Origin of the sequence: Sinorhizobium sp. CB7 (genome assembly GCF_041357635.1) — a bacterium.
Taxonomy (GTDB): domain Bacteria; phylum Pseudomonadota; class Alphaproteobacteria; order Rhizobiales; family Rhizobiaceae; genus Rhizobium.
Genome location: NZ_JAULLL010000009.1, coordinates 41856 through 61616 on the forward strand (window position 1 = coordinate 41856; position 19761 = coordinate 61616).

Consider the following 19761-nt stretch of genomic DNA (forward strand, 5'->3'; position numbering starts at 1 on the left):
GATCAATCTGCCAGCACGCGCTGGGAGGGGAAGGTGATCTCCACCAGCGTTCCTTCATTCGGTGCTGAATGGATGGCGAAAACCGCTCTGTTCGCATCCACCATCGCTTTTGTGAGCGGCAGGCCGAGACCGGTACCGTCCCCGCGATGATGGGTGTGCGTTGCAACCTGCCGGAAGGGCTTCATCGCCTGCTCCAGCTCCGTGCGCGTCATGCCGATGCCGGTGTCGCGGACACGCAGGACGACGCTTCCATTCGCCTCATAGGAGGTCGACACGACGATCTGTCCGCCAGAGGGCGTGAAGCGGATGGCGTTGGACAGGATATTCAGTGCGATCTGCTTGATGGAACGCAGGTCGGCAACGACATTGGGAACCGATTGCGACAGCGCCGTGCGAATGATGACGCGTTGACCGTTTGCCTGCGGCTGAACGAGGGAGACCGCTTCCGAAATCGCCTCATTGAGCCCGACGGAGGAGAATTCCAGATCCATCTCGCCGGCTTCGATCTTGGAAATATCCAGCAGATCGTTGACGATATCGAGCACGTGGCGTCCGGAGCGGCCGATGTCGTTGGCATATTCGATGTAGCGTGAATGCCCGATCGGTCCAAAGCGCTCGCTCGCCATGATGTCGGAAAAGCCGATGATGGCATTGAGCGGGGTGCGGATTTCGTGGCTGACGCGCGCAAGAAAGTCGGTCTTGTGCGCATTTGCAGTTTCCGCGGACCGCTTGGCATTGCGCAACTCTTCCTCAGTCCGCTTCCACTGTGTGATGTCGCGGATGACAGCGCAATAGCCATTCGAGGAAGTCAGCCGGCCCATCGTCATAAAGAGCGGCACGAAACCACCGGAGGCTTCGCGGCCGATCACTTCGCGGCCGTCATTCAGCACGCTGGCAACACCATGTCCGGAAAGTCCGTTCAGATAATCGAGCACAGCCTTCTGGCTTTCATGGGCAAAAAGCATGACGAAGGGTTTGCCGCGCGTTTCGCTCTCGTCATAGTTAAAAAGGGCGCTCGCGGAGCGGTTCATCGAGCGGATGTCGCCTTCCGAACCGATGATGACCACGCCATCTGTCGCGGTTTCCAGGATGGATTGGAGCTCCTCCACTTCCACTTGCAGTTTGGCAACCTTTTCGATCATGCGGTCGCCGCGCTGTGCGGCAGGCAGGCTTTCATGCTCGGAGGTCGCGACTGTGCGGCGGCTATCGACAGGCATCAACGCCAGCATCAGGGCATTCGTCTCTTCCCATCGGATCGACTGCAACCGTGCGGTCACCGGCAGCAGGCTGTCGTCGGCCCGGACCACCATCATCGTCGTGCCGGGATGATCGGTCTTATCCTCGAGGTCGTGCCGTTGCAACAGTGCATCGAGCCCGCCGACTTCCGCCAGCGCATCCAGCGAGCGATAGCCGGTTATGCGCAGGAACTCGGCATTGGCGTGAATGAGTGCGTCACCGGTATGGATCACGATAGCGACCGGCAACTGGTCGATAACCTCAGGCGATAGCCCGTTCGTCATTTTAACGCGCGGAGGAATGGCGGTCGTCAGGACTTCCAGGGGATTGAAATGCTCTTCTGGTTCGCTGACCGCTTCCGGTTCTTTGGTGCTCGGTTCGCCCTCTTCGCCGTCTGCATCCGGGGCTTGATTTTCCACAACGGGCTCCGCTTCCACGTCCGGCGTATGATCGGATACCGCAACTTCCGTCACATCGGGCGTGGTTTCGCCGGCGGTGAGGTTCTCCAACTGGTCCTGGGAGATCGGCTCCGCAGCAACGACATCCGGCTCTTCATTTCTCTGCCCGAAAGGTGCGAGCCGTTTGGCGATTTCCTGAAATGCCGCCTGTTCGGATGCAGAGAGACCCTCTCCAAGGCTGAGGCGACGTTCATGGAGCTGAATGATCTTGTCGGAAAGGCGTCGGTTGGGCGTTTCTGCAAAGCGCAGCGGTGGACGGTCGTCGAAGGGCGCATCCGCAACGTCGTCAGCTGCAATATCCGCAGGCTCGGCTTCTGTCTCCGCGGAAGACGTCTCCTGCGACGGCACCTCGTGCTTATCCGTCGTCGGCGCCTCTTCTTCCACATAAGGCGCAGGTTCGGGTTCAGATCCGATGGCGATTTCGGCTTTGTCGACAACCGCTTCCGATGCCGTCTCATCCTTCGGCTTAGGTGCGCCGAGTGTCAGCCCGAGCCGCAGGGGGTCTTCCGTCGCATCCGCCAGCCGCACGACACCAAAACCCCGGAAACCATCGAATTCGCGTGATCGCGTATAGGTCGGCAGGGCGGCCAGATCGACGGGCACCATGAGGGTGGTCCCTTCCACCGGCCAGTGGATGGTCTTGCCCGACCATGTGTCGCGCTTTGCCAGCAGCTCCGCGATCTTGCCTTCCGGATCCAGATTGAAGCGTGTGGCGATATCGGCGAAGGCGACGCCGATCACTTTCGTGGCGTGCGGACCGACAGCCTCGGCAAATTCATGGGAGACTTCACTGAAGCATCCCTGAGCGTCGATTTTCCAGACGAAGCGTGTTGCCCGGCCCGTCGGCCGGAACACGAAGTCGCTGTCTGTCCCGGGAACCTGCTCCACCGGTTTATCCGATATCGCGGCGATCGCTTCCGAAGGAGTTACTTCGGACAACCCGTTCCTCGCAGCTTCAGCTTTTTCCGGAATGGCCGTTTCCTGCGGATTTTCGGCGACTTCCGCGTCGGCGGAAATCGATGTTTCCGCACTTACACCGTCTTCTTCATGGATGTCGACGTCCAGCTTACTTTCCTGGTCCCCGACGGCAGGCGCCGGCGGCTCTGCTTCAGTAGCGGTGACTGACGCTTCATCGGACGGAGTAACGCCCTGCGGAGGATCATGCCTGAAGGATTGATCCTCGTAACCGGCATGCTGCTGGCTGTCGGTCGGTTCCGGGTCGCCCGCCTCCTCGACGAGCTCATCCGGGGCCTCCTCGACCTCCTCGATCCCGGTCATGGCATCGATGACCAGAGAATAATCCGGCACGGGAGCGACGGTCATTCCGGACCGCTCGCGGTCGATATCTTGAGGCGGGATCAACGGCGCGGCGGGTGCGATTACCTCTTCGTCCTCCTCAAAATCTTCCACGGAATCGGGATGATCGACAACCGTTTCCACCGCAAAGAGGAGATTGAGGTCCTCCGAAAGCTTGCCGACGGCGGCGGGCAGATAGCCCTTTCCGGTCGAGACCGGTCGCTTCACCAATCTGTCCGGATGAGCGGTCGCCATGGTCACCAGCATCTTAGCGGTCTGCTGCGTCATCTCGAGGGAGGCGAAGCGCGCCGAGGAAGCGAGGATTTCCCCGTCGGCGCCGATGACAGCCATATGGATATCGGGATCATCAAAGCCTTGCAGCATGCGCGCGGCGCATTTTTCGATGGCAAGCGGCTTGCTGGAAACCGGCGCCGAGAAAAGAATCGCGTCCACGCCGGGATGCACACGAATGATTTCGACGGACGCCTGTACTGTCACCCGTTGGAAGCCGGAGGTGATGCGGATCAGAAAGGTCCGGCGGCCGTCGCTGGCGGAAGCGAGCTGGCGTGCAGCCGTCTCAATCTGCCGGAAGGAAACATCGCTACGATTTACGCCTTGATCGAGAAAATCATAAATCGCGTCATGGCCGAAAAGCTCCGCGCCCGCACCGTTTGCCCAGAGCACGCGTTCCATGTCCGCCGAAAAGAGCACCATGGCCTCGCCGCGTGCGAAGCGCTCCCGGACACGCGCATGCACGGCGATATCGATAAACGGATACTGGATCGCGGGCATTTTCCAACCTGTCGTTCGGGATAAGGTCTCTCAACGATTTAACATTTTATTAATAACGGGGCGTTGACAGCAGGTCCAGAACGAGCCCGGCGCTTTTGCTTCGGAAGGTTAATCTTGTGCATCGCACAAAACATGTTGCAATGCACAATAAATTGCCCTATATAAGCATCATCCAATGAACCGGCGCCGGTGAAGAGCCCGCCCCCTAAGGAGTGCTGACATGGCTACCATAAAGACAGACGACGTTTTTTCAATGGCCTCTTTCGACCCGGCCAAATTCACTGAAACCTTCCGCGAGTTCACGGAAAAGGGCGTACAGCAGTCGAAGGACGCCTATGCCAAATTGAAGGTCGCAACTGAAGAGGCAGGCAAGACGGTCGAAGCCACCGTGCAGAACGCCCAGGCCGGTTCGGTGGAAATCGGCCTCAAGGCGATCGATGCCCTTCGCACCAACGCTGAAAACTCGCTTTCCCACATGGAAGCGCTGTTGGGCGTCAAGTCCGTCGCCGAACTCTTCGAGCTTCAGACGACCTTCTTCCGCAAGCAGGCCGAGCTGACTGTCGAACAGGCAAAGTCCATGCAGGAAACGTCCCGCAAGGTTGTCGAGACGCTGGCAAAGCCCGCAAAGGACGCCGCCGAAAAGGCCATGGCCTCCTTCAAGGCAGCCTAACGTCAATTACCCATTGCAAGATGGAGGCCGGGTACTTGCCCGGCCTTTGTTTTTTGGCCCCTAGGGATGCGGGCGGAAAATCGCACGGTTTCTCTCATCCCACTCCAGTGGAATTGAAGGTCACAGACCCCAGACCAGATGGTCCTGCAGTCGGGAGTCGGAGGCTTTCAGCACTGATTTCACATCGATCACGACACCTGGGTCCTTTAGCAGGCCGAGGATGAAACCTGCATCGTCGATCAGGTAATGCTTGTGTGGGACAGCGAGGACGACTGCATCGAGCGCATCGAATTCATCGAGTGGGACAAGCCTGACGCCGTATTCCTTCTGTGCCTCAATCGGAGAGGCCATTGGATCATGAACCAATGGATCAATACCGAATTGCTGCAATTCACGGATAACATCCGGTACCCGGCTGTTGCGCAGGTCCGGCACATTTTCCTTAAAAGTCAGGCCGAATATTCCAACCCTGGCGGTATCTAAGGATTTGCCCGCGGCAACGAGCATTTTGACGAGTTTCTGGCCAATAAAGCTTCCCATTCCATCATTAATTCGCCGCCCGGACAGAATGACCTCTGGGTGGTAGCCAAGTGCTTCAGCCTTCGCTGTCAGATAATATGGATCGACGCCAATGCAGTGCCCGCCGACGAGACCCGGCGTGAAAGACAAGAAGTTCCACTTCGTCCTGGCGGCAGCCAGGACATCGGCCGTCCGGATGTTCATCCGTTCAAAAATGATGGAAAGTTCATTCATCAGCGCGATGTTCACGTCGCGCTGGGTATTTTCAATGACCTTGGCTGCTTCGGCGACCTTGATGCTCGGTGCCCTGTAAATCCCAGCCTTCACAACGGCGCCGTATATGGCGGCGATCTCGTCCAAAACCTCTGGGGTGTCACCCGCAACAACCTTGATGATGTTTTCGAATGTATGTTCAGAGTCGCCGGGATTGATTCGCTCGGGCGAGTAGCCAAGGTGAAAGTCTTCGCCTTGTCTAAGACCTGAGGCTTCCGCAAGAACTGGACCGCAAATTTCCTCCGTTACGCCGGGGAAGACCGTTGACTCGTAAACAACGATAGCCCCTCTTTTCAGCACTCCGCCCACTGTCTGCGACGCTGAGATAAGAGGTTTCAAATCGGGTTGATGCTTGTCATCGATTGGCGTCGGTACAGCAACGATGAAAAAATCGCGATCCGTCAGATCCTGTGTGTTGCTCGAAAATCTGAGAGTTGTTTGCTGAAGTCGGTCTGCTGAAACTTCCAGCGTCTCGTCATGCCCGGCCTCAAGTGCGGCAACACGAGATTCCTTGATATCGAAGCCAATGATGTCGGGAAACTTCTCCGCTAACGCGATGGCAACAGGTAATCCGACATAACCCAAGCCGATTACTGCTATCTTGCTCACAAGAAACCTCAACCACCAAAATTTTGATATCAGCATGTAGATGTCGAGCCGCGACTTGTGAAGGTGCCGGTTGCGGATGAAACGCAAAATCGCATCGCGTTGAGTTGTCCCGGCTTACGCGCCGAGAAGGCTAAGACTGGACTGTAGCCCCAGCCTTTTTGTATATTGCAGGGATTGGGACTTGAAAAAAATCTGAAGTCCCCGTATGTGACCCCCGTCGCGTCAAGCGCGGTTCGTGCGGTTGTAGCTCAGTTGGTTAGAGCGCAGGTTTGTGGCACCTGAGGTCGGTGGTTCGAGACCACCCAACCGTACCATTTCTCTCCTTCATAAATAACACGGGCTCAGGCGAAGCTTTCGCCAGATCAAACGGCACATTTCAATGGAACCTGCGCCGTTGCGAAGCCGTTTGGCCATTGACGGGAGATTGCCTCATGACCAAATCGCTTCTTTATGGTGCGACCAAAGTGGACGAGACGAACGCAGCCTATGCCCCAGCGGCGAGCCTTGAGCAATTTCAGTGGAAGAATCGCGTCTTTGCGGTCTTTTCGGATGCAGATAATGCCCGCGCTGCGCGGCAGGAAAATCAGCTGCTAAGCGACCGTTCGGCACTTGGCGAACGCGATATGGTCGTTCTGCGGGTCAGAGGCGATGAAATCAGCGCGCTTTTCGGCGCGGGTGAGAATCTGAACGCCGATGAGATCCGCAAGGATCTAGAGGGACCGGAAGTCGGCGAGTTCGCTGCGGTTCTCCTCGGAAAGGACGGGACGGTCAAACTGCGTGTTAGCGAGCCCATTGCCGCCGGCGAGCTCTTCGCGCTTATCGACAGTATGCCGGTTCGCGCCGCAGAAGCGCTGAAGCCGGATGTCTGAGCTTCCCGATATTTCAACGGTCCCTCGTTCAACGAAATAGAAAAGGAGTGATCATGTCCGTGCCGAACGAGCCCATCCCCGATCAGCCGCCGATGCCTCCCGACTGGAAGCCGGAACCGCCGATCAAGGAGCCGGAGCCGGATACACTGCCGGATGAGACGCCGCTACCCAATCCAGACGAGAATGACGAACCGCCGAAGCATAGTTAAGGAGTACGCTGATCAGAGGCAGGAACCGCTTTAGCTTTTATTTTTTCGCAATTCCGAACGGAAAACCGCTTCGCACTTTCCTGGAATTGCTTCAGAGAAAGATCTGCCGCGCTTCGCCGACAAGTTCCTGTAGAAAGTCGATGACGGTGCGCACGCGCACGAGATCGCGGGCGCTTTCATGATAGGTCGTCCAATAGGCTCGTCGGATGGAGACATCCGGCAGGATGCGGGTGAGTTCCGGATATTGCCGGGCGATATAGTCGTGAAGGATGCCGATGCCCGCACCGGATCTGACGGCCTCCGTCTGTCCAATGGCGGTCGATATTTCGAAGGAAGCGTCCCAGTTGCGCATCACTTCGCCGGAAAAGTTCAGGGAAGCGGTAAAAATCAGATCCTCGACATAGCCGATGCGCGGATGTGCCTTCAACGCATCGACATCGGCAGGGATCCCCCGAGAAGCGAGATAATCTTTCGAGGCATAGAGGCCGAGCGTATAATCGGTGAGTTTCGAAGAGACGAGGCGCCCTTGCTCGGGGCGCTCCAGCGTAATGGCGATATCGGCTTCGCGCTGTGAAAGGGAGAAGGAGCGCGGCACGGGAACGAGCTGGATCCTGAGTTCGGGGTAGCGCCGCACGAGCTGTCCGAGCCTCGGCGCAAGAAAAGAGACGCCGAATCCGTCCGGCGCACCGATGCGGACAGTCCCGCCGACCATGCTGTCGACATGGCCGACGCTCGCCTGTGCCCGCAGCATCTCGGTCTCCATGCGTTCGGCGGCATGCAGGAAGATTTCTCCTTCGGCTGTCAATTCGCAACCGTTGGTGCGGCGGACTAGGAGGCGGGTCTTGAGGCGTTCTTCGAGTGTGGTGACCCGTCGGCTGAGCGTGGCGTGGTTAACGCCAAGCCGCTTCGAGGCCGCGAGTATCTGTCCCGTGCGCGCGACGGCCAGAAACATACGGACATCATCCCAATCCATTTGCAATTCCGAACTTTAATTTACGCACAACGGTTTCTTATATCGGCTCATTGATTTGTGCAAATTGAAGTGCGAAGCTGCATCATCGAAAAAGAGGAGGCACATCCATGCGTGAGATCGGTCATTTCATCGGCGGTAAACACGTCGCAGGCACCAGCGGACGCACAAGCAACGTCTTCAATCCGGCAACCGGCGAAGTGCAGGCGACGGTGGCGCTTGCCGGCGCCGAGGAGATTCGCGCCGCCGTCGAGAGCGCCAAGGCCGCTCAGCCGAAATGGGCCGCCACCAATCCGCAGCGTCGCGCCCGAGTTTTCTTCAAGTTCGTCGAGCTTCTGAACAAGCACATGGACGAACTGGCCGAAATGCTGTCCAGGGAGCATGGCAAGACCGTCGAGGACTCCAAAGGCGACGTCGTGCGTGGTTTGGAAGTCTGCGAATTCGTCTGCGGCATTCCGCACCTGCAGAAGGGTGAATTCACGGAAGGCGCGGGCCCGGCAATCGACATGTATTCGCTGCGCCAACCGGTCGGTATCGGCGCCGGCATTACGCCCTTCAATTTTCCGGCCATGATCCCGATGTGGATGTTCGCCCCGGCAATCGCCTGTGGCAACGCCTTTATCCTCAAACCTTCGGAGCGCGATCCCTCCGTTCCGATCCGGCTTGCCGAATTGATGATCGAAGCCGGCCTGCCGGCAGGCATCCTCAATGTCGTCAACGGCGACAAGGGCGCAGTTGATGCGATCCTTACCGATCCCGATATCGCCGCTGTCTCCTTCGTGGGTTCGACCCCGATCGCCCGCTATGTGTATGGGACGGCCGCAATGAACGGCAAACGCGCCCAGTGCTTCGGCGGTGCCAAGAACCACATGGTCATCATGCCCGATGCCGACATGGATCAGGCCGTCAACGCGCTGATGGGCGCAGGCTATGGTTCGGCCGGCGAACGCTGCATGGCGATCTCGGTTGCGGTTCCGGTCGGCGAGGAAACGGCCAACCGGCTCGTCGAGAAGCTGACGCCCAGGATCGAGTCGCTGCGCATCGGTCCCTATACGGATGAAAAGGCTGATATGGGCCCGGTCGTCACTAGGGACGCCTATAACCGCATCAAGAGCCTGATCGACCGAGGCGTGGAGCAGGGCGCCAAGCTCGTCGTCGACGGCCGCGATTTCAAGCTGCAGGGCTATGAGGACGGCTACTTCGTTGGCGGTTGCCTGTTCGACCATGTGACGCCGGACATGGACATCTACAAGACCGAAATCTTCGGGCCGGTTCTTTCCGTGGTTCGCGCTAAGAACTATGAACAAGCGCTTGATCTCCCGATGAAGCACGAATACGGCAACGGCGTTGCGATCTACACCCGTGACGGCGACGCTGCCCGCGACTTCGCCTCACGCATCAACATCGGCATGATCGGCGTAAACGTCCCGATCCCGGTCCCGCTTGCCTATCATTCCTTCGGCGGATGGAAGGCATCGAGCTTCGGCGATCTCAATCAGCATGGCACGGACTCGATCAAATTCTGGACCAGGACCAAGACGATTACCGCCCGCTGGCCATCGGGCATCAAGGATGGCGCGGAATTCGTCATGCCGACGATGAGATAAGTGCTGACTGCTCCTATCCAACTGTCTTCAGCGGGCGTCCCTTGCGGGCGCCCGCAGGCGCTTCTGAACTATGCCTTCATTGACGTTCATAACGTGAATGTGAATTTCATCTTTTGGAATTGTTCAAAACTACGAAAGGCACTATATAGCGTTTCAGAACAGCCATGACTCGCAGGGAGATCGGCATGCGTTTGACGAAGCAGACCAACTATGCGGTACGCATGTTGATGTATTGTGCTGCCAATGAAGGCCATTTGAGCCGGATTCCGGAGATCGCCAAGGCCTATGGCGTTTCCGAGCTTTTCCTTTTCAAGATCCTGCAGCCCTTGAACAAGGCGGGTCTTGTCGAAACTGTGCGCGGCCGCAATGGCGGGGTGCGTCTCGGTAAGCCGGCGACCGATATCAGCCTCTTCGATGTGGTCAAGGTCACCGAGGATAGTTTCGCGATGGCGGAATGCTTCGAGGATGACGGCATGGTCGAATGCCCGCTCGTCGATAGCTGCGGTTTGAATTCGGCATTGCGGAAGGCTTTGAATGCCTTCTTCAACGTGCTGACGGAATATTCGATCGACGACCTCGTGAAGGCGCGGCCGCAGATTAATTTCCTGCTCGGCCTTTCCGGAAAAGATGCCTTCGAGAAGCCGGCGATCAGCGCTCCGGCCGCCTGATAGCAGCAAAGAAATGCGAAACCGCGGCCGCAATATTGGGCCGCGGTTTCTTTTTGTCTTGACGGGACATTGTATGGAACATCGTGCTGTTTCCCGCAAAAATCCCTGGGGCCGCGCTCGATTCTTTCCAATTTCGCGGTATTTTTGTGCTAAAGTTTCAAAAGTTGTCCAGATGGAAAAATTTTCTTCGAGGCCCGTTGCTTTCGCAGGATAAATGTCGTTCCATCTGGCGCCGATCCGGGAGGGTAACTTCGGGGTCTCACAACTTTAAAAAGACAAATCTGGGAAACGACATCATGAAAAAGATCTCTGTCCTGCTGGCAGCGACCGCTTTGGCTTCGGTCATGGCAACGTCCGCCTGGTCCAAAACCCTTGTCTATTGCTCCGAGGGCTCTCCGGAAGGTTTCGACCCCTCCATCTACACCGCCGGCACGACGTTTGACGCCAGCTCGCGCACCGTCTACAGCCGCCTGGTCGAATTCAAGCATGGCAAGACGGAAGTTGAGCCGGGCCTGGCTGAAAGCTGGACGGTCTCCGACGACGGCAAGGAATACACCTTCAAGCTGCGTCCGGGTGTAAAGTTCCAGACAACCGACTTCTTCACGCCGACGCGCGATCTTACCGCCGACGATGTCGTGTTCTCCTTCCAGCGTCAGCTTCAGAAGGATCATCCGTGGCATGCGTATGTCGAGGGTGCCTCCTACGAATACGCAGCCGGCATGGGCTTTCCTGACCTCATCAAGTCGGTGGAAAAGGTCGATGACCTCACGGTCAAGTTCGTCCTGAACCACCCGGAAGCTCCGTTCCTGGCCGATCTCGCCATGGACTTCGCGTCCGTCGTGTCGAAGGAATATGCCGACAAGCTCGCGGCCGACGGCAACATGGCGCAGCTGAACCAGATGCCGCTCGGCACCGGCCCGTTCACCTTCGTCGCCTACCAGCCGGATGCCGTCATCCGCTACAAGGCCAATGACGCCTACTTCAAGGGCAAGGAAAAGATCGACGATCTCGTCTTCGCAATCACGCCCGATGCTTCCGTTCGCGCGCAGAAGCTCAAGGCCGGCGAGTGCCACATCATGCCCTATCCGAATGCTGCCGACGTTCCGGATCTGAAGGCGGATTCGAACCTCAACGTTCTCGAACAGCCGGGCCTGAACGTCGCATACCTCGCCTACAACACCTTGGTGCCTCCTTTCGACAAGACTGAAGTGCGCAAGGCGCTCAACATGGCGATCAACAAGCAGGCAATCGTCGACGCCGTCTTCCAGGGTGCGGCACAGGTCGCCAAGAACCCGATCCCGCCGACCATGTGGTCCTATAACGACGCGGTTGTCGACGACAAATACGATCCGGACGCGGCCAAGAAGATGCTTGCTGACGCTGGCGTCAAGGATCTGAGCATGAAGATCTGGGCAATGCCGGTTTCGCGTCCATACATGTTGAACGCACGCCGCGCCGCCGAACTGATGCAGGCCGACCTTGCCAAAATCGGTGTCAAGGTCGAGATCGTCACGCATGAGTGGGCCGAATATCTGAAGCTTTCGTCCGCCAAGGATCGTGACGGCGCCGCTATTCTCGGCTGGACTGGTGATAACGGCGACCCGGATAACTTCATGGATACGCTCCTTGGTTGCGATGCTGTCGGCGGTAACAACCGCGCTCAGTGGTGCAACAAGGAGTTCGATGATCTGATGACCAAGGCCAAGCAGTCATCGGACCTCGCAGAGCGCACAAAGCTCTATCAGGAAGCTCAGGTCATCTTCAAGAAAGAGGCTCCCTGGGCAACGCTCGACCACTCCACGGAATTCGTCCCGACGAGCAAGAAGGTCTCCGGTTTCGTACAGGACCCGGTCGGCGTTCATCGCTTTGACGGCGTCGATATCGCCGAGTAAAAGCAAAATGTAAGAGTATCCGGCCAAGGCCGGCTTGACCGGCGGTCAGGTCTTCACCTGACCGCCGGCAAGATATTGGAAACTGCCATGTTGCGATTTTTCATCGGGCGCCTTGCGGTCCTGATCCCAACATTCCTGGGCGTATCGCTGATCGCCTTCTCCTTCATCCGACTTCTTCCCGGCGACCCCGTCATGTTGATGTCCGGCGAGCGCGTTATGGCGCCGGAACGCCATGCCCAGATCATGCACGATCTCGGCTATGACCGGCCGATCATCGTCCAGTATTTCAGCTACCTCGGCAATGTGCTGCAGGGCGATCTGGGCAGGTCGATCGTCACCAAGAGACCGGTGCTGGGCGAGTTTTTGTCGCTCTTCCCGGCTACCCTGGAGCTGTCGTTCTGCGCAATCATCGTGGCGATCTGTCTTGGCATACCTGCCGGCGTTTTCGCGGCAGTCAAACGAGGGACCTGGTTCGATCAAGGCGTGATGGGCGTGGCTCTGGTCGGTTATTCCATGCCGATCTTCTGGTGGGGGCTCCTGCTCATCATCTTCTTTTCCGGTTATCTCGGCTGGACGCCCGTTTCGGGCCGCATTTCGCTCATGTATTTCTTCAAGCCCGTCACGGGCTTCATGCTGATCGACAGCCTGCTTTCCGGACAGGCCGGGGCCTTCAGGTCAGCAGTCAGCTACCTCATCCTGCCGACAATCGTTCTTGCGACGATCCCGCTTGCCGTCATTGCGCGGCAGACCCGGTCAGCCATGCTGGAAGTGCTCGGCGAGGACTATGTGCGCACAGCGCGGTCGAAAGGGCTGATGCCGTTCCGGGTCATCGGTGTGCACGCTCTTCGCAACGCCATGATTCCTGTCGTCACGACGATTGGTCTGCAGATCGGTGTCCTGCTCGCAGGTGCCATTCTCACGGAAACGATCTTCTCGTGGCCCGGAATTGGCAAGTGGATGGTCGATTCAGTCTTCAAGCGCGACTATGCGGTAGTGCAGGGCGGACTTCTGTTGATTGCCGGCGTCATTATGCTGGTCAATCTGATAGTCGATGTCCTTTACGGCTTCATCAATCCGCGCATTCGTCACTAGGAGCGGCTTATGAGCACGGCAAATGTCAAAACCGGCCAGCCCTCCGCGCTTGCGGAATTCTGGTACTATTTCTCCCGCAACAAGGGCGCCGTCCTCGGTCTTGTTGTCTTCGTTCTCATTGTGCTTCTGGCAGCTTTTGCGCCGTTTTTTGCACCGCATAGTCCAAGCGAGCAAAACCGGCAGATGCTTTTGCTTCCGCCGTTCTGGATGCAGAACGGCACCTTGTCTTATCCGCTCGGTACGGACGCCGTCGGCCGTGATATCCTTTCGCGATTGATCTATGGCGCCCGTTTCTCGCTCTTCATCGGTGTGGTCGTCGTAACCCTGTCGGTGATTGCGGGTGTTCTGATCGGTCTCGTTGCAGGCTATTTCCGCGGTCGCATCGATATCGTCATCATGCGTCTCATGGATATCATCCTTGCCTTTCCGTCGCTGCTGCTCGCGCTCGTGCTGGTGGCGGTTCTCGGACCGGGCCTGCTCAATGCGATGATTGCGATCTCGATCGTCAACCAGCCGCATTTCGTACGTCTGACGCGCGCATCTGTCATGACCGAGCGCGAAAAGGAATATGTCATCGCATCGCGTGTCGCGGGTGCCGGCACATTCCGGCTGATGTTCAAGACGATCCTGCCGAACTGTCTTGGGCCGCTGATCGTCCAGGCGACGCTCGCCTTTTCCGCAGCAATCCTCGATGCGGCGGCTCTGGGCTTTCTCGGCATGGGCGCCCAGCCCCCAACGCCGGAGTGGGGTACGATGCTCGCCGAAGCGCGCGAATTCATCCAGCGCGCCTGGTGGGTCGTGACATTTCCGGGTCTTGCCATTCTCATCACCGTGCTTGCCATCAATCTGATGGGCGATGGTTTGCGCGATGCGCTCGACCCCAAGCTGAAGAGGTCGTGATGCCGCTTCTCGATATTGAAAATCTTACCGTCGAATTCCAGACCTCTTCCGGTCTCTTCCGGGCCGTCGACGGCGTTTCGCTCGCCTGCGACAAGGGTGAGATCCTTTCGATTGTCGGGGAATCCGGATCCGGCAAGTCCGTGTCGATGCTTGCCTTGATGGGCCTGCTTCCCTGGACGGCTAGGATTACTGCCGACCGCATGATGTTCGACGGCAAGGACCTGCGCGGGATTTCCCCGCGCCAGCGCCGCAAGATTATCGGCAAGGACATGGCGATGATCTTTCAGGAGCCGATGTCGAGCCTCAATCCCTGCTTCACCGTCGGCTTCCAGCTGGCGGAGACGCTGCGCATCCATATGGGCTTGAACCGTAAGGAGCGCCGCGAACGTTCGATCGAATTGCTCGATCTGGTTGGCATTCCGGCGCCGGCCGAGCGTCTTTCGGTTTTTCCGCACCAGCTTTCCGGCGGCATGAGCCAGCGCGTCATGATCGCAATGGCGCTCGCCTGCAATCCGAAGCTTCTGATCGCCGACGAGCCGACGACCGCACTTGATGTGACCATCCAGGCGCAGATTCTCGATCTGCTCGTCCGGCTGCAGCGGGAACAAGGTATGGCGCTTGTGCTCATCACCCATGACATGGGCGTGGTGGCAGAGACAGCCGAGCGGGTTCAGGTGCAATATGCCGGTCAGAAGGTCGAGGAGCAGCCAGTCAAGGCGCTCTTCCGCGATCCGCACCATCCTTATACGGCGGCGCTGCTGTCGGCTCTCCCGGAGCGGGCGGAAGTCGGCCAGCGGCTGCCTTCGATCGCCGGCGTCGTGCCGGGTCAGCATGACAGGCCCTCGGGCTGTCTCTTTGCCCCGCGTTGCGCCTTCGCCACGGTCGAATGCGACCGCGGCGTGAAACGCCAGGGCAGCGAGCTCGGCCTTGCCCTTTGCAACTATCCTCTGAAGAACGGCAAGCCCTTGGGTCATCCGAGCCTTGCCGAAACGGAATCCGCAGGAGGCCTCGCATGACGAGCGCTGTTCTCGAGGGCAAGGATCTTGCCCGCTTCTACACCGTCAATCGTGGCATGTTCAAACCGGAGGCGACCGTCAAGGCACTGAACGGCGTCAGCTTCAGCCTCTATTCCGGCAAAACGCTCGCAGTCGTCGGTGAATCCGGCTGCGGCAAGTCCACGCTTGCCCGCCTCGTCACCATGATCGAGGATCCGACGGCGGGCGAACTGCTGATCGACGGTAAGCCCGCCCATGTCGGTGATCGCAGCCTGCGCAGCCAGGTGCAGATCGTCTTTCAAAATCCTTACGGGTCGCTCAATCCGCGCCAGAAGGTCGGCGCAATCCTCGAGGAGCCGTTGAAGATCAACACCGATGACGACGCAGCGACACGCCGCCGCAAGGCGGAGGAGATGATGGCGCGAGTTGGCCTGAGGCCGGAACATTATGATCGCTATCCGCACATGTTCTCCGGCGGCCAGCGCCAGCGCATTGCCATTGCCCGTGCCCTTATGCTGCGGCCGAAGGTATTGGTGCTCGACGAGCCGGTTTCCGCGCTCGATCTTTCCATCCAAGCACAGGTGCTGAACCTGCTGATGGAGCTTCAGAAGGAAATGGGCCTCGCCTATCTCTTCATTTCTCACGGGCTTTCAGTCGTACGTCACATCGCAGACGACGTGATGGTGATGTACCTTGGACGTCCGATCGAGACCGGTCCGGCGGCTGAGGTTTTTGCCAGACCGCGGCACCCCTACACGGCCGCCCTTCTGTCGGCGACCCCGATAGCCGATCCGCAACGCGAGCGGAACCGTATCCGCCTTCAGGGCGAACTGCCGTCCCCCTTGAATCCGCCGACTGGCTGCCATTTCAATCCACGCTGCTGGAAGGCACAGGAACATTGCCGTAAGGTGACGCCGGAACTGAGCGGTGAAGGCACACATCTATATGCCTGCCATTTCCCGTTGGACTGAGGCAGGCCCTGCATGTCTCCTTAAATCGGGATCGATTTAAGGATAAAAACATGCAGCAATTCAAAGTGCTCCAGCGTCCTTTGTGCGTCTGAAAAGATGCGCGGCGCTGTAGCTGTCTGAGAGGAGTGAGAAGTGACGGAGAGGAGTGGCCCACGCGCAATCATCGTCATGGGCGTCAGCGGCAGCGGCAAGTCATCGGTGGGTGAGGGGCTTGCCGCCCGTCTTGATTTAGCCTTCGTCGAGGGCGATGCGTTTCACCCCGCCGCCAACGTCGAGAAGATGTCCAAGGGCATTCCGCTGACCGATGAGGATCGCATGCCCTGGCTCGATCGGATCGGCGAGGAAATTAGATCTTCGCTTGCGGTTGGCAAGGGAGTCGTTGTCTCCTGCTCAGCGCTGAAGAGGATCTATCGCGACCGGTTGCGTGCGACAGCGAAAGGAATGCTCGACTTCGTCTATCTGGAAGGCTCGAAGGAACTCCTCGTTGCACGCATGGGCACGCGCAAGGGGCATTTCATGCCGCCGTCGCTGCTGGAGAGCCAATTGCAGACGCTCGAGGTGCCGACAGGCGAGCCGGGCGTCGTAACCGTCGATATCGATGACACGGTCGACAGTATCGTCGCCTCCGCGTTCGACGGCTTGGCGAAGTTGGACGCTGGCCGAACTAAATGACGTGACGTCTGCATAGCTCGTTCAATCGGAGCCGATTAAAGGACAAAACAATGCAGCAGTTCAACGTGCTGCGACGACCGCTGTGCGTCTTGTAGGACGCACAGCGCCGTGGTTACGGATTGAACCGCGCGGGCGAATAGGCCGCAATATCGATGAAGGGCGTTTCGCCGGTGATAAGCTCGGCCAGCGCCCGGCCCGTCACCGGACCGAGTGTCAGCCCGTGATGGGCGTGACCGAAAGCGAACCAGAGCCCGTTGTGCCGAGGTGCCTTGCCGATGATCGGCATCATGTCCGGCGTGCAGGGACGGGCCCCCATCCAGGGTTCAGGGTCTAGTCGTCTTCCGAGCGGAAAGATCGTGCGTGCAATCTTCTCCGCACGGTCGAGCTGCACCGGCGTTTTCGGCGCGTCGCGCGACGCAAATTCCGCGCCGGTCGTCAGGCGGATGCCGCGATTCATCGGCGCCAGGAAATAACCCCGTTCCGCGTCGAGTGTCCAATTGTTGAGGATCGCGTCCCCTTCGGCGGCGTAGTGCATGTGGTAGCCGCGTTTGACGCCGAGCGGGAAGGCATAGCCGAGACGGCGGGTTGCGAGGTCGGCCCACGGGCCAAGCGCGATAATCGCATCATCGGCCTCCACCGGGCCATCGGCCGTCATCACTTTCCAGCCCGAACCAAATTGGCCGAGCGTTGCCGCTTCACCCGTGACAAAGCGGCCGCCAAGCTTTTCGAAATAGCTGCGATAGGCGCTCGTCAGCCCGTGAGGATCGAGCACCGACCATGGATCAGCCCAGCGAATACCGCCTGTAAACGGGCCGCGGATATGCGGTTCGATGCGAGCGATATCGGTGGAAGAGAGCCTCTCGTATGTGACGCCGAATTCTCGGTGTAATCGGTCCGCCTCGGAAAATTCCGCATCCCGCGTCTCATCCGTGCGGTAAATTTCCATCCAGCCATTCTTGCGGATGAGATGGCCGGCATTGGCCGCTTCGATCAGATCACTATGCTCCGAGATCGAGTGCTCGATCAGCGGCGCGTAGGCCTTCGAAATTATCTCGTGCCGTTTGCTGTTGGAATTCCACCAGTACCGGGCAAGGAAGGCAAGCTGTCCAGGCAGCGCGCGCAGATGGTAGTGCGCGTCGATGCGGTTGTTCAGAGCGTAGCGGATCAGTACGCCGAGCCGCTGCGGAAAGCCATAAGGTACGACACCCTCGCGTTGAATGAGACCGGCATTGCCGAAGGATGTCTCTTCGCCCGGAGCTCTCCGGTCGATAAGCGTCACCTGGCAGCCTCGCCGCTGCAGGTGGATGGCAGTCGATACGCCGACGATCCCGGCGCCAAGCACGATTGCGTTTCTTGTCATTTTGCCTCAGCGGTCCGCTTCGTTCCCCGTCTCTCAATTAGGTTAGAGCGGGATGTCGCGTAAAAACCGCACACACTTTTCGGCATCCCGCTCTAGTATGAGGATGCATACGACGATACTGCAGCGCAAACGAAAAATGCGCATTTCACTTTAAAATCATTGTCTTCCTGAGCGCGTCGTTTTCCGCGCGGATGCGAATTGTCAGGATCGTTGCATTCAGCACGGAAAAGACGATTGCATAGAAAGGCAGACCGAAAACGAGCGGCAGGACGGCGATCTCGCCGACGACGACTGCATAATTCGGATGGTGCATGAACCTGTACGGGCCGGACGTCACCAAAGGCGCGCCAGGCAGGACGATGATACGTGTGGTCCAGTGTTTGCCGAGCGTCAGCAGCACCCAGGCGCGAAGGCCTTGCAGCACCACGAATACAGTGAGCCAGATCAGATTGACCGGCTGGCCGGGCGCAAGCAGCCACAAACCGGCGAGCCATGCTGCATGCAGTGCGACGATATAGGGATAGTGTTCCGATGCCACTTCGTAGGCCCCCTTTTTCAGGAGGGCGGACGTGTTGCGGCGGGAAAGGACGAGCTCCGACAGCCGCTGCAGTGTCACGAAGATCATGAGTGCGATCGAAGCTCCCATCTCGCTACATTCTCCTCATCGTGACGCAACTTGCGGAAAATCCCGGACCAAGCGCGAACATCGCGGAGCGATCGGGCAGCCCATCATGTATGACACGCTCAAGGACGAAGAGCACGGTCGGCGAAGACATGTTGCCGAATTCCGACAGCACATCCCGCTCGTGATCAAGCGTTCCCGGATCGAGCGACAATGAGCTTTCCAGTGCAACGACCACCTTGGCGCCTCCCGGGTGGCAGATGAACCGCCCTATGTCCTTCCGCCTGAGCCCGGCGCGATCGAGAATCCGGTCGACCGTTGGTCCTACATGCTCCTGGGCGAAGGGCGGCAGCGACTGCTGGAGAACGACACCGAAGCCGGTATTGTCGATCTTCCAGCCCATGATGTCGAGGCTTGCCGGAAACAGATGCTCGCCGGTCGATTCAATTTCCGCGATGCCGCTCTTCGCGGCCCGCAGGATGCAGGCCGCCGCCCCGTCACCGAAAAGTGCAGTTGCAATGATGTTGGGGCGGGTCAGTTCATCGAGCCTAAAGGACAGCGAGCAGAGTTCGAGCGTCACGAAAAGTACGGTCGCCCCGGGTCTGCTCCTTGCCATGCGTGAGGCGATCGCCAGGCCGGATACACCGGCGGCGCAGCCGAGGCCGAAAAGGGGAACGCGCTCGATATCGGCGCGAAAGCCCATCTCGGCGGACACCTGCGCTTCGAGGCTGGGCGTTGCAAAGCCGGTGGATGAGTTGGTCACGATGCAGTCGACGTCGCGCGCCTCCAGCCCGGCACGGTCGAGTGCTTGCTGCGCCGCCTCGACGAACAGCGCGCCTGCAACCTCGAGATAGGCTTCCAGCCGATCCTGCCAACCATGTGGTTCCTCGAACCACGAGAGAGGCCGGGCAAGATGGCGCTTGTAGATGCCGGCGTTGTCGAAGACGCGCGCAAGATGCCTGAAATCCTTGAAACGATCAGAAAACAGGCGGGATGCAGCCTCGGAGGCGTCGGACTGCAGCATGATATGTTCCGGTGTTGCGACAGCCAGACTGACGAGTTTTACGGTATCGGTCACATT

General features: G+C 58.6%; 17 protein-coding genes and 1 tRNA gene. 12 read left to right on the forward strand and 6 right to left on the reverse strand.

The window, feature by feature from the left end; all coding sequences use genetic code 11:
- Positions 1 to 2 precede the first annotated feature (2 nt).
- The gene (locus tag AAE029_RS17780) at positions 3 to 3782 is read right to left on the reverse strand and encodes an ATP-binding protein (RefSeq protein WP_371074204.1); all 3780 of its coding nucleotides are present in this window, start codon (positions 3780 to 3782) and stop codon (positions 3 to 5) included.
- A gap of 220 nt (positions 3783 to 4002) precedes the next feature.
- Here AAE029_RS17780 and AAE029_RS17785 point away from each other — a divergent pair, with 220 nt between their 5' ends.
- Positions 4003 to 4452 carry a phasin gene (locus tag AAE029_RS17785; RefSeq protein ID WP_371074205.1) on the forward strand — a complete coding sequence of 150 codons (450 nt, stop codon included), beginning with the start codon at positions 4003 to 4005 and terminating at the stop codon, positions 4450 to 4452.
- 120 nt (positions 4453 to 4572) lie between these two features.
- Here the strand turns inward: AAE029_RS17785 and AAE029_RS17790 are convergent, their stop codons facing one another.
- Positions 4573 to 5889, reverse strand: a complete 1317-nt coding sequence (locus tag AAE029_RS17790) for a nucleotide sugar dehydrogenase (protein WP_371074452.1) — start codon at positions 5887 to 5889, stop codon at positions 4573 to 4575.
- A gap of 201 nt (positions 5890 to 6090) precedes the next feature.
- On the opposite strand from AAE029_RS17790, the gene AAE029_RS17795 reads away from it, so the two are divergent.
- The 3 genes from AAE029_RS17795 (at position 6091) to AAE029_RS17805 (ending at position 6931) form a co-directional block, all read left to right on the forward strand.
- A tRNA-His gene (locus AAE029_RS17795) sits at positions 6091 to 6167 on the forward strand.
- Between the two features lie 117 nt (positions 6168 to 6284).
- A complete protein-coding gene (locus AAE029_RS17800) occupies positions 6285 to 6722 on the forward strand; it encodes a DUF4174 domain-containing protein (protein ID WP_371074206.1) in 438 nt (145 codons plus the stop codon).
- A 53-nt stretch (positions 6723 to 6775) separates the two neighbouring features.
- Entirely contained in the window at positions 6776 to 6931 is a 156-nt protein-coding gene (locus AAE029_RS17805) for a hypothetical protein (protein WP_371074207.1), read from the forward strand.
- 91 nt (positions 6932 to 7022) lie between these two features.
- Here the strand turns inward: AAE029_RS17805 and AAE029_RS17810 are convergent, their stop codons facing one another.
- Complete coding sequence (locus AAE029_RS17810) at positions 7023 to 7904, reverse strand: LysR family transcriptional regulator (protein ID WP_371074208.1); 882 nt, start codon at positions 7902 to 7904, stop codon at positions 7023 to 7025.
- Positions 7905 to 8011: 107 nt separating this feature from the next.
- Between AAE029_RS17810 and AAE029_RS17815 the strand changes: the two genes are divergently transcribed.
- The 8 genes from AAE029_RS17815 (at position 8012) to AAE029_RS17850 (ending at position 16698) form a co-directional block, all read left to right on the forward strand.
- Positions 8012 to 9508: a CoA-acylating methylmalonate-semialdehyde dehydrogenase gene (locus AAE029_RS17815; protein ID WP_371074209.1), complete on the forward strand. Its 1497-nt coding sequence runs from the start codon at positions 8012 to 8014 to the stop codon at positions 9506 to 9508.
- Positions 9509 to 9693: 185 nt separating this feature from the next.
- Entirely contained in the window at positions 9694 to 10176 is a 483-nt protein-coding gene (gene rirA / locus AAE029_RS17820) for an iron-responsive transcriptional regulator RirA (protein WP_371074210.1), read from the forward strand.
- 296 nt (positions 10177 to 10472) lie between these two features.
- On the forward strand, positions 10473 to 12068 hold the full coding sequence (locus AAE029_RS17825; RefSeq protein ID WP_371074211.1) for an ABC transporter substrate-binding protein: 1596 nt from the start codon (positions 10473 to 10475) through the stop codon (positions 12066 to 12068).
- Positions 12069 to 12155: 87 nt separating this feature from the next.
- Entirely contained in the window at positions 12156 to 13160 is a 1005-nt protein-coding gene (locus AAE029_RS17830) for an ABC transporter permease subunit (RefSeq protein WP_371074212.1), read from the forward strand.
- Positions 13161 to 13169: 9 nt separating this feature from the next.
- Positions 13170 to 14060 (forward strand): ABC transporter permease subunit, encoded by an 891-nt coding sequence (locus tag AAE029_RS17835; RefSeq protein WP_371074213.1) that lies wholly within the window; start codon positions 13170 to 13172, stop codon positions 14058 to 14060.
- Positions 14060 to 15076 carry an ABC transporter ATP-binding protein gene (locus AAE029_RS17840; protein WP_371074214.1) on the forward strand — a complete coding sequence of 339 codons (1017 nt, stop codon included), beginning with the start codon at positions 14060 to 14062 and terminating at the stop codon, positions 15074 to 15076. The genes AAE029_RS17835 and AAE029_RS17840 overlap by 1 nt, the downstream gene beginning before the upstream one ends.
- Positions 15073 to 16026 (forward strand): peptide ABC transporter ATP-binding protein, encoded by a 954-nt coding sequence (locus AAE029_RS17845; protein ID WP_371074215.1) that lies wholly within the window; start codon positions 15073 to 15075, stop codon positions 16024 to 16026. The genes AAE029_RS17840 and AAE029_RS17845 overlap by 4 nt, the downstream gene beginning before the upstream one ends.
- A gap of 168 nt (positions 16027 to 16194) precedes the next feature.
- Positions 16195 to 16698, forward strand: coding sequence for a gluconokinase (locus AAE029_RS17850; protein ID WP_371074453.1), 504 nt, complete (start codon positions 16195 to 16197; stop codon positions 16696 to 16698).
- Between the two features lie 112 nt (positions 16699 to 16810).
- On the opposite strand, the gene AAE029_RS17855 is transcribed toward AAE029_RS17850, so the two are convergent.
- The 3 genes from AAE029_RS17855 to AAE029_RS17865 form a co-directional block, all read right to left on the reverse strand.
- Positions 16811 to 18058: an NAD(P)/FAD-dependent oxidoreductase gene (locus AAE029_RS17855; RefSeq protein ID WP_371074216.1), complete on the reverse strand. Its 1248-nt coding sequence runs from the start codon at positions 18056 to 18058 to the stop codon at positions 16811 to 16813.
- Positions 18059 to 18203: 145 nt separating this feature from the next.
- Positions 18204 to 18704 (reverse strand): isoprenylcysteine carboxyl methyltransferase family protein, encoded by a 501-nt coding sequence (locus tag AAE029_RS17860; protein WP_371074217.1) that lies wholly within the window; start codon positions 18702 to 18704, stop codon positions 18204 to 18206.
- Between the two features lie 4 nt (positions 18705 to 18708).
- Entirely contained in the window at positions 18709 to 19758 is a 1050-nt protein-coding gene (locus AAE029_RS17865; protein WP_371074218.1) for a type III polyketide synthase, read from the reverse strand.
- Between the last annotated feature and the right edge of the window lie 3 nt (positions 19759 to 19761).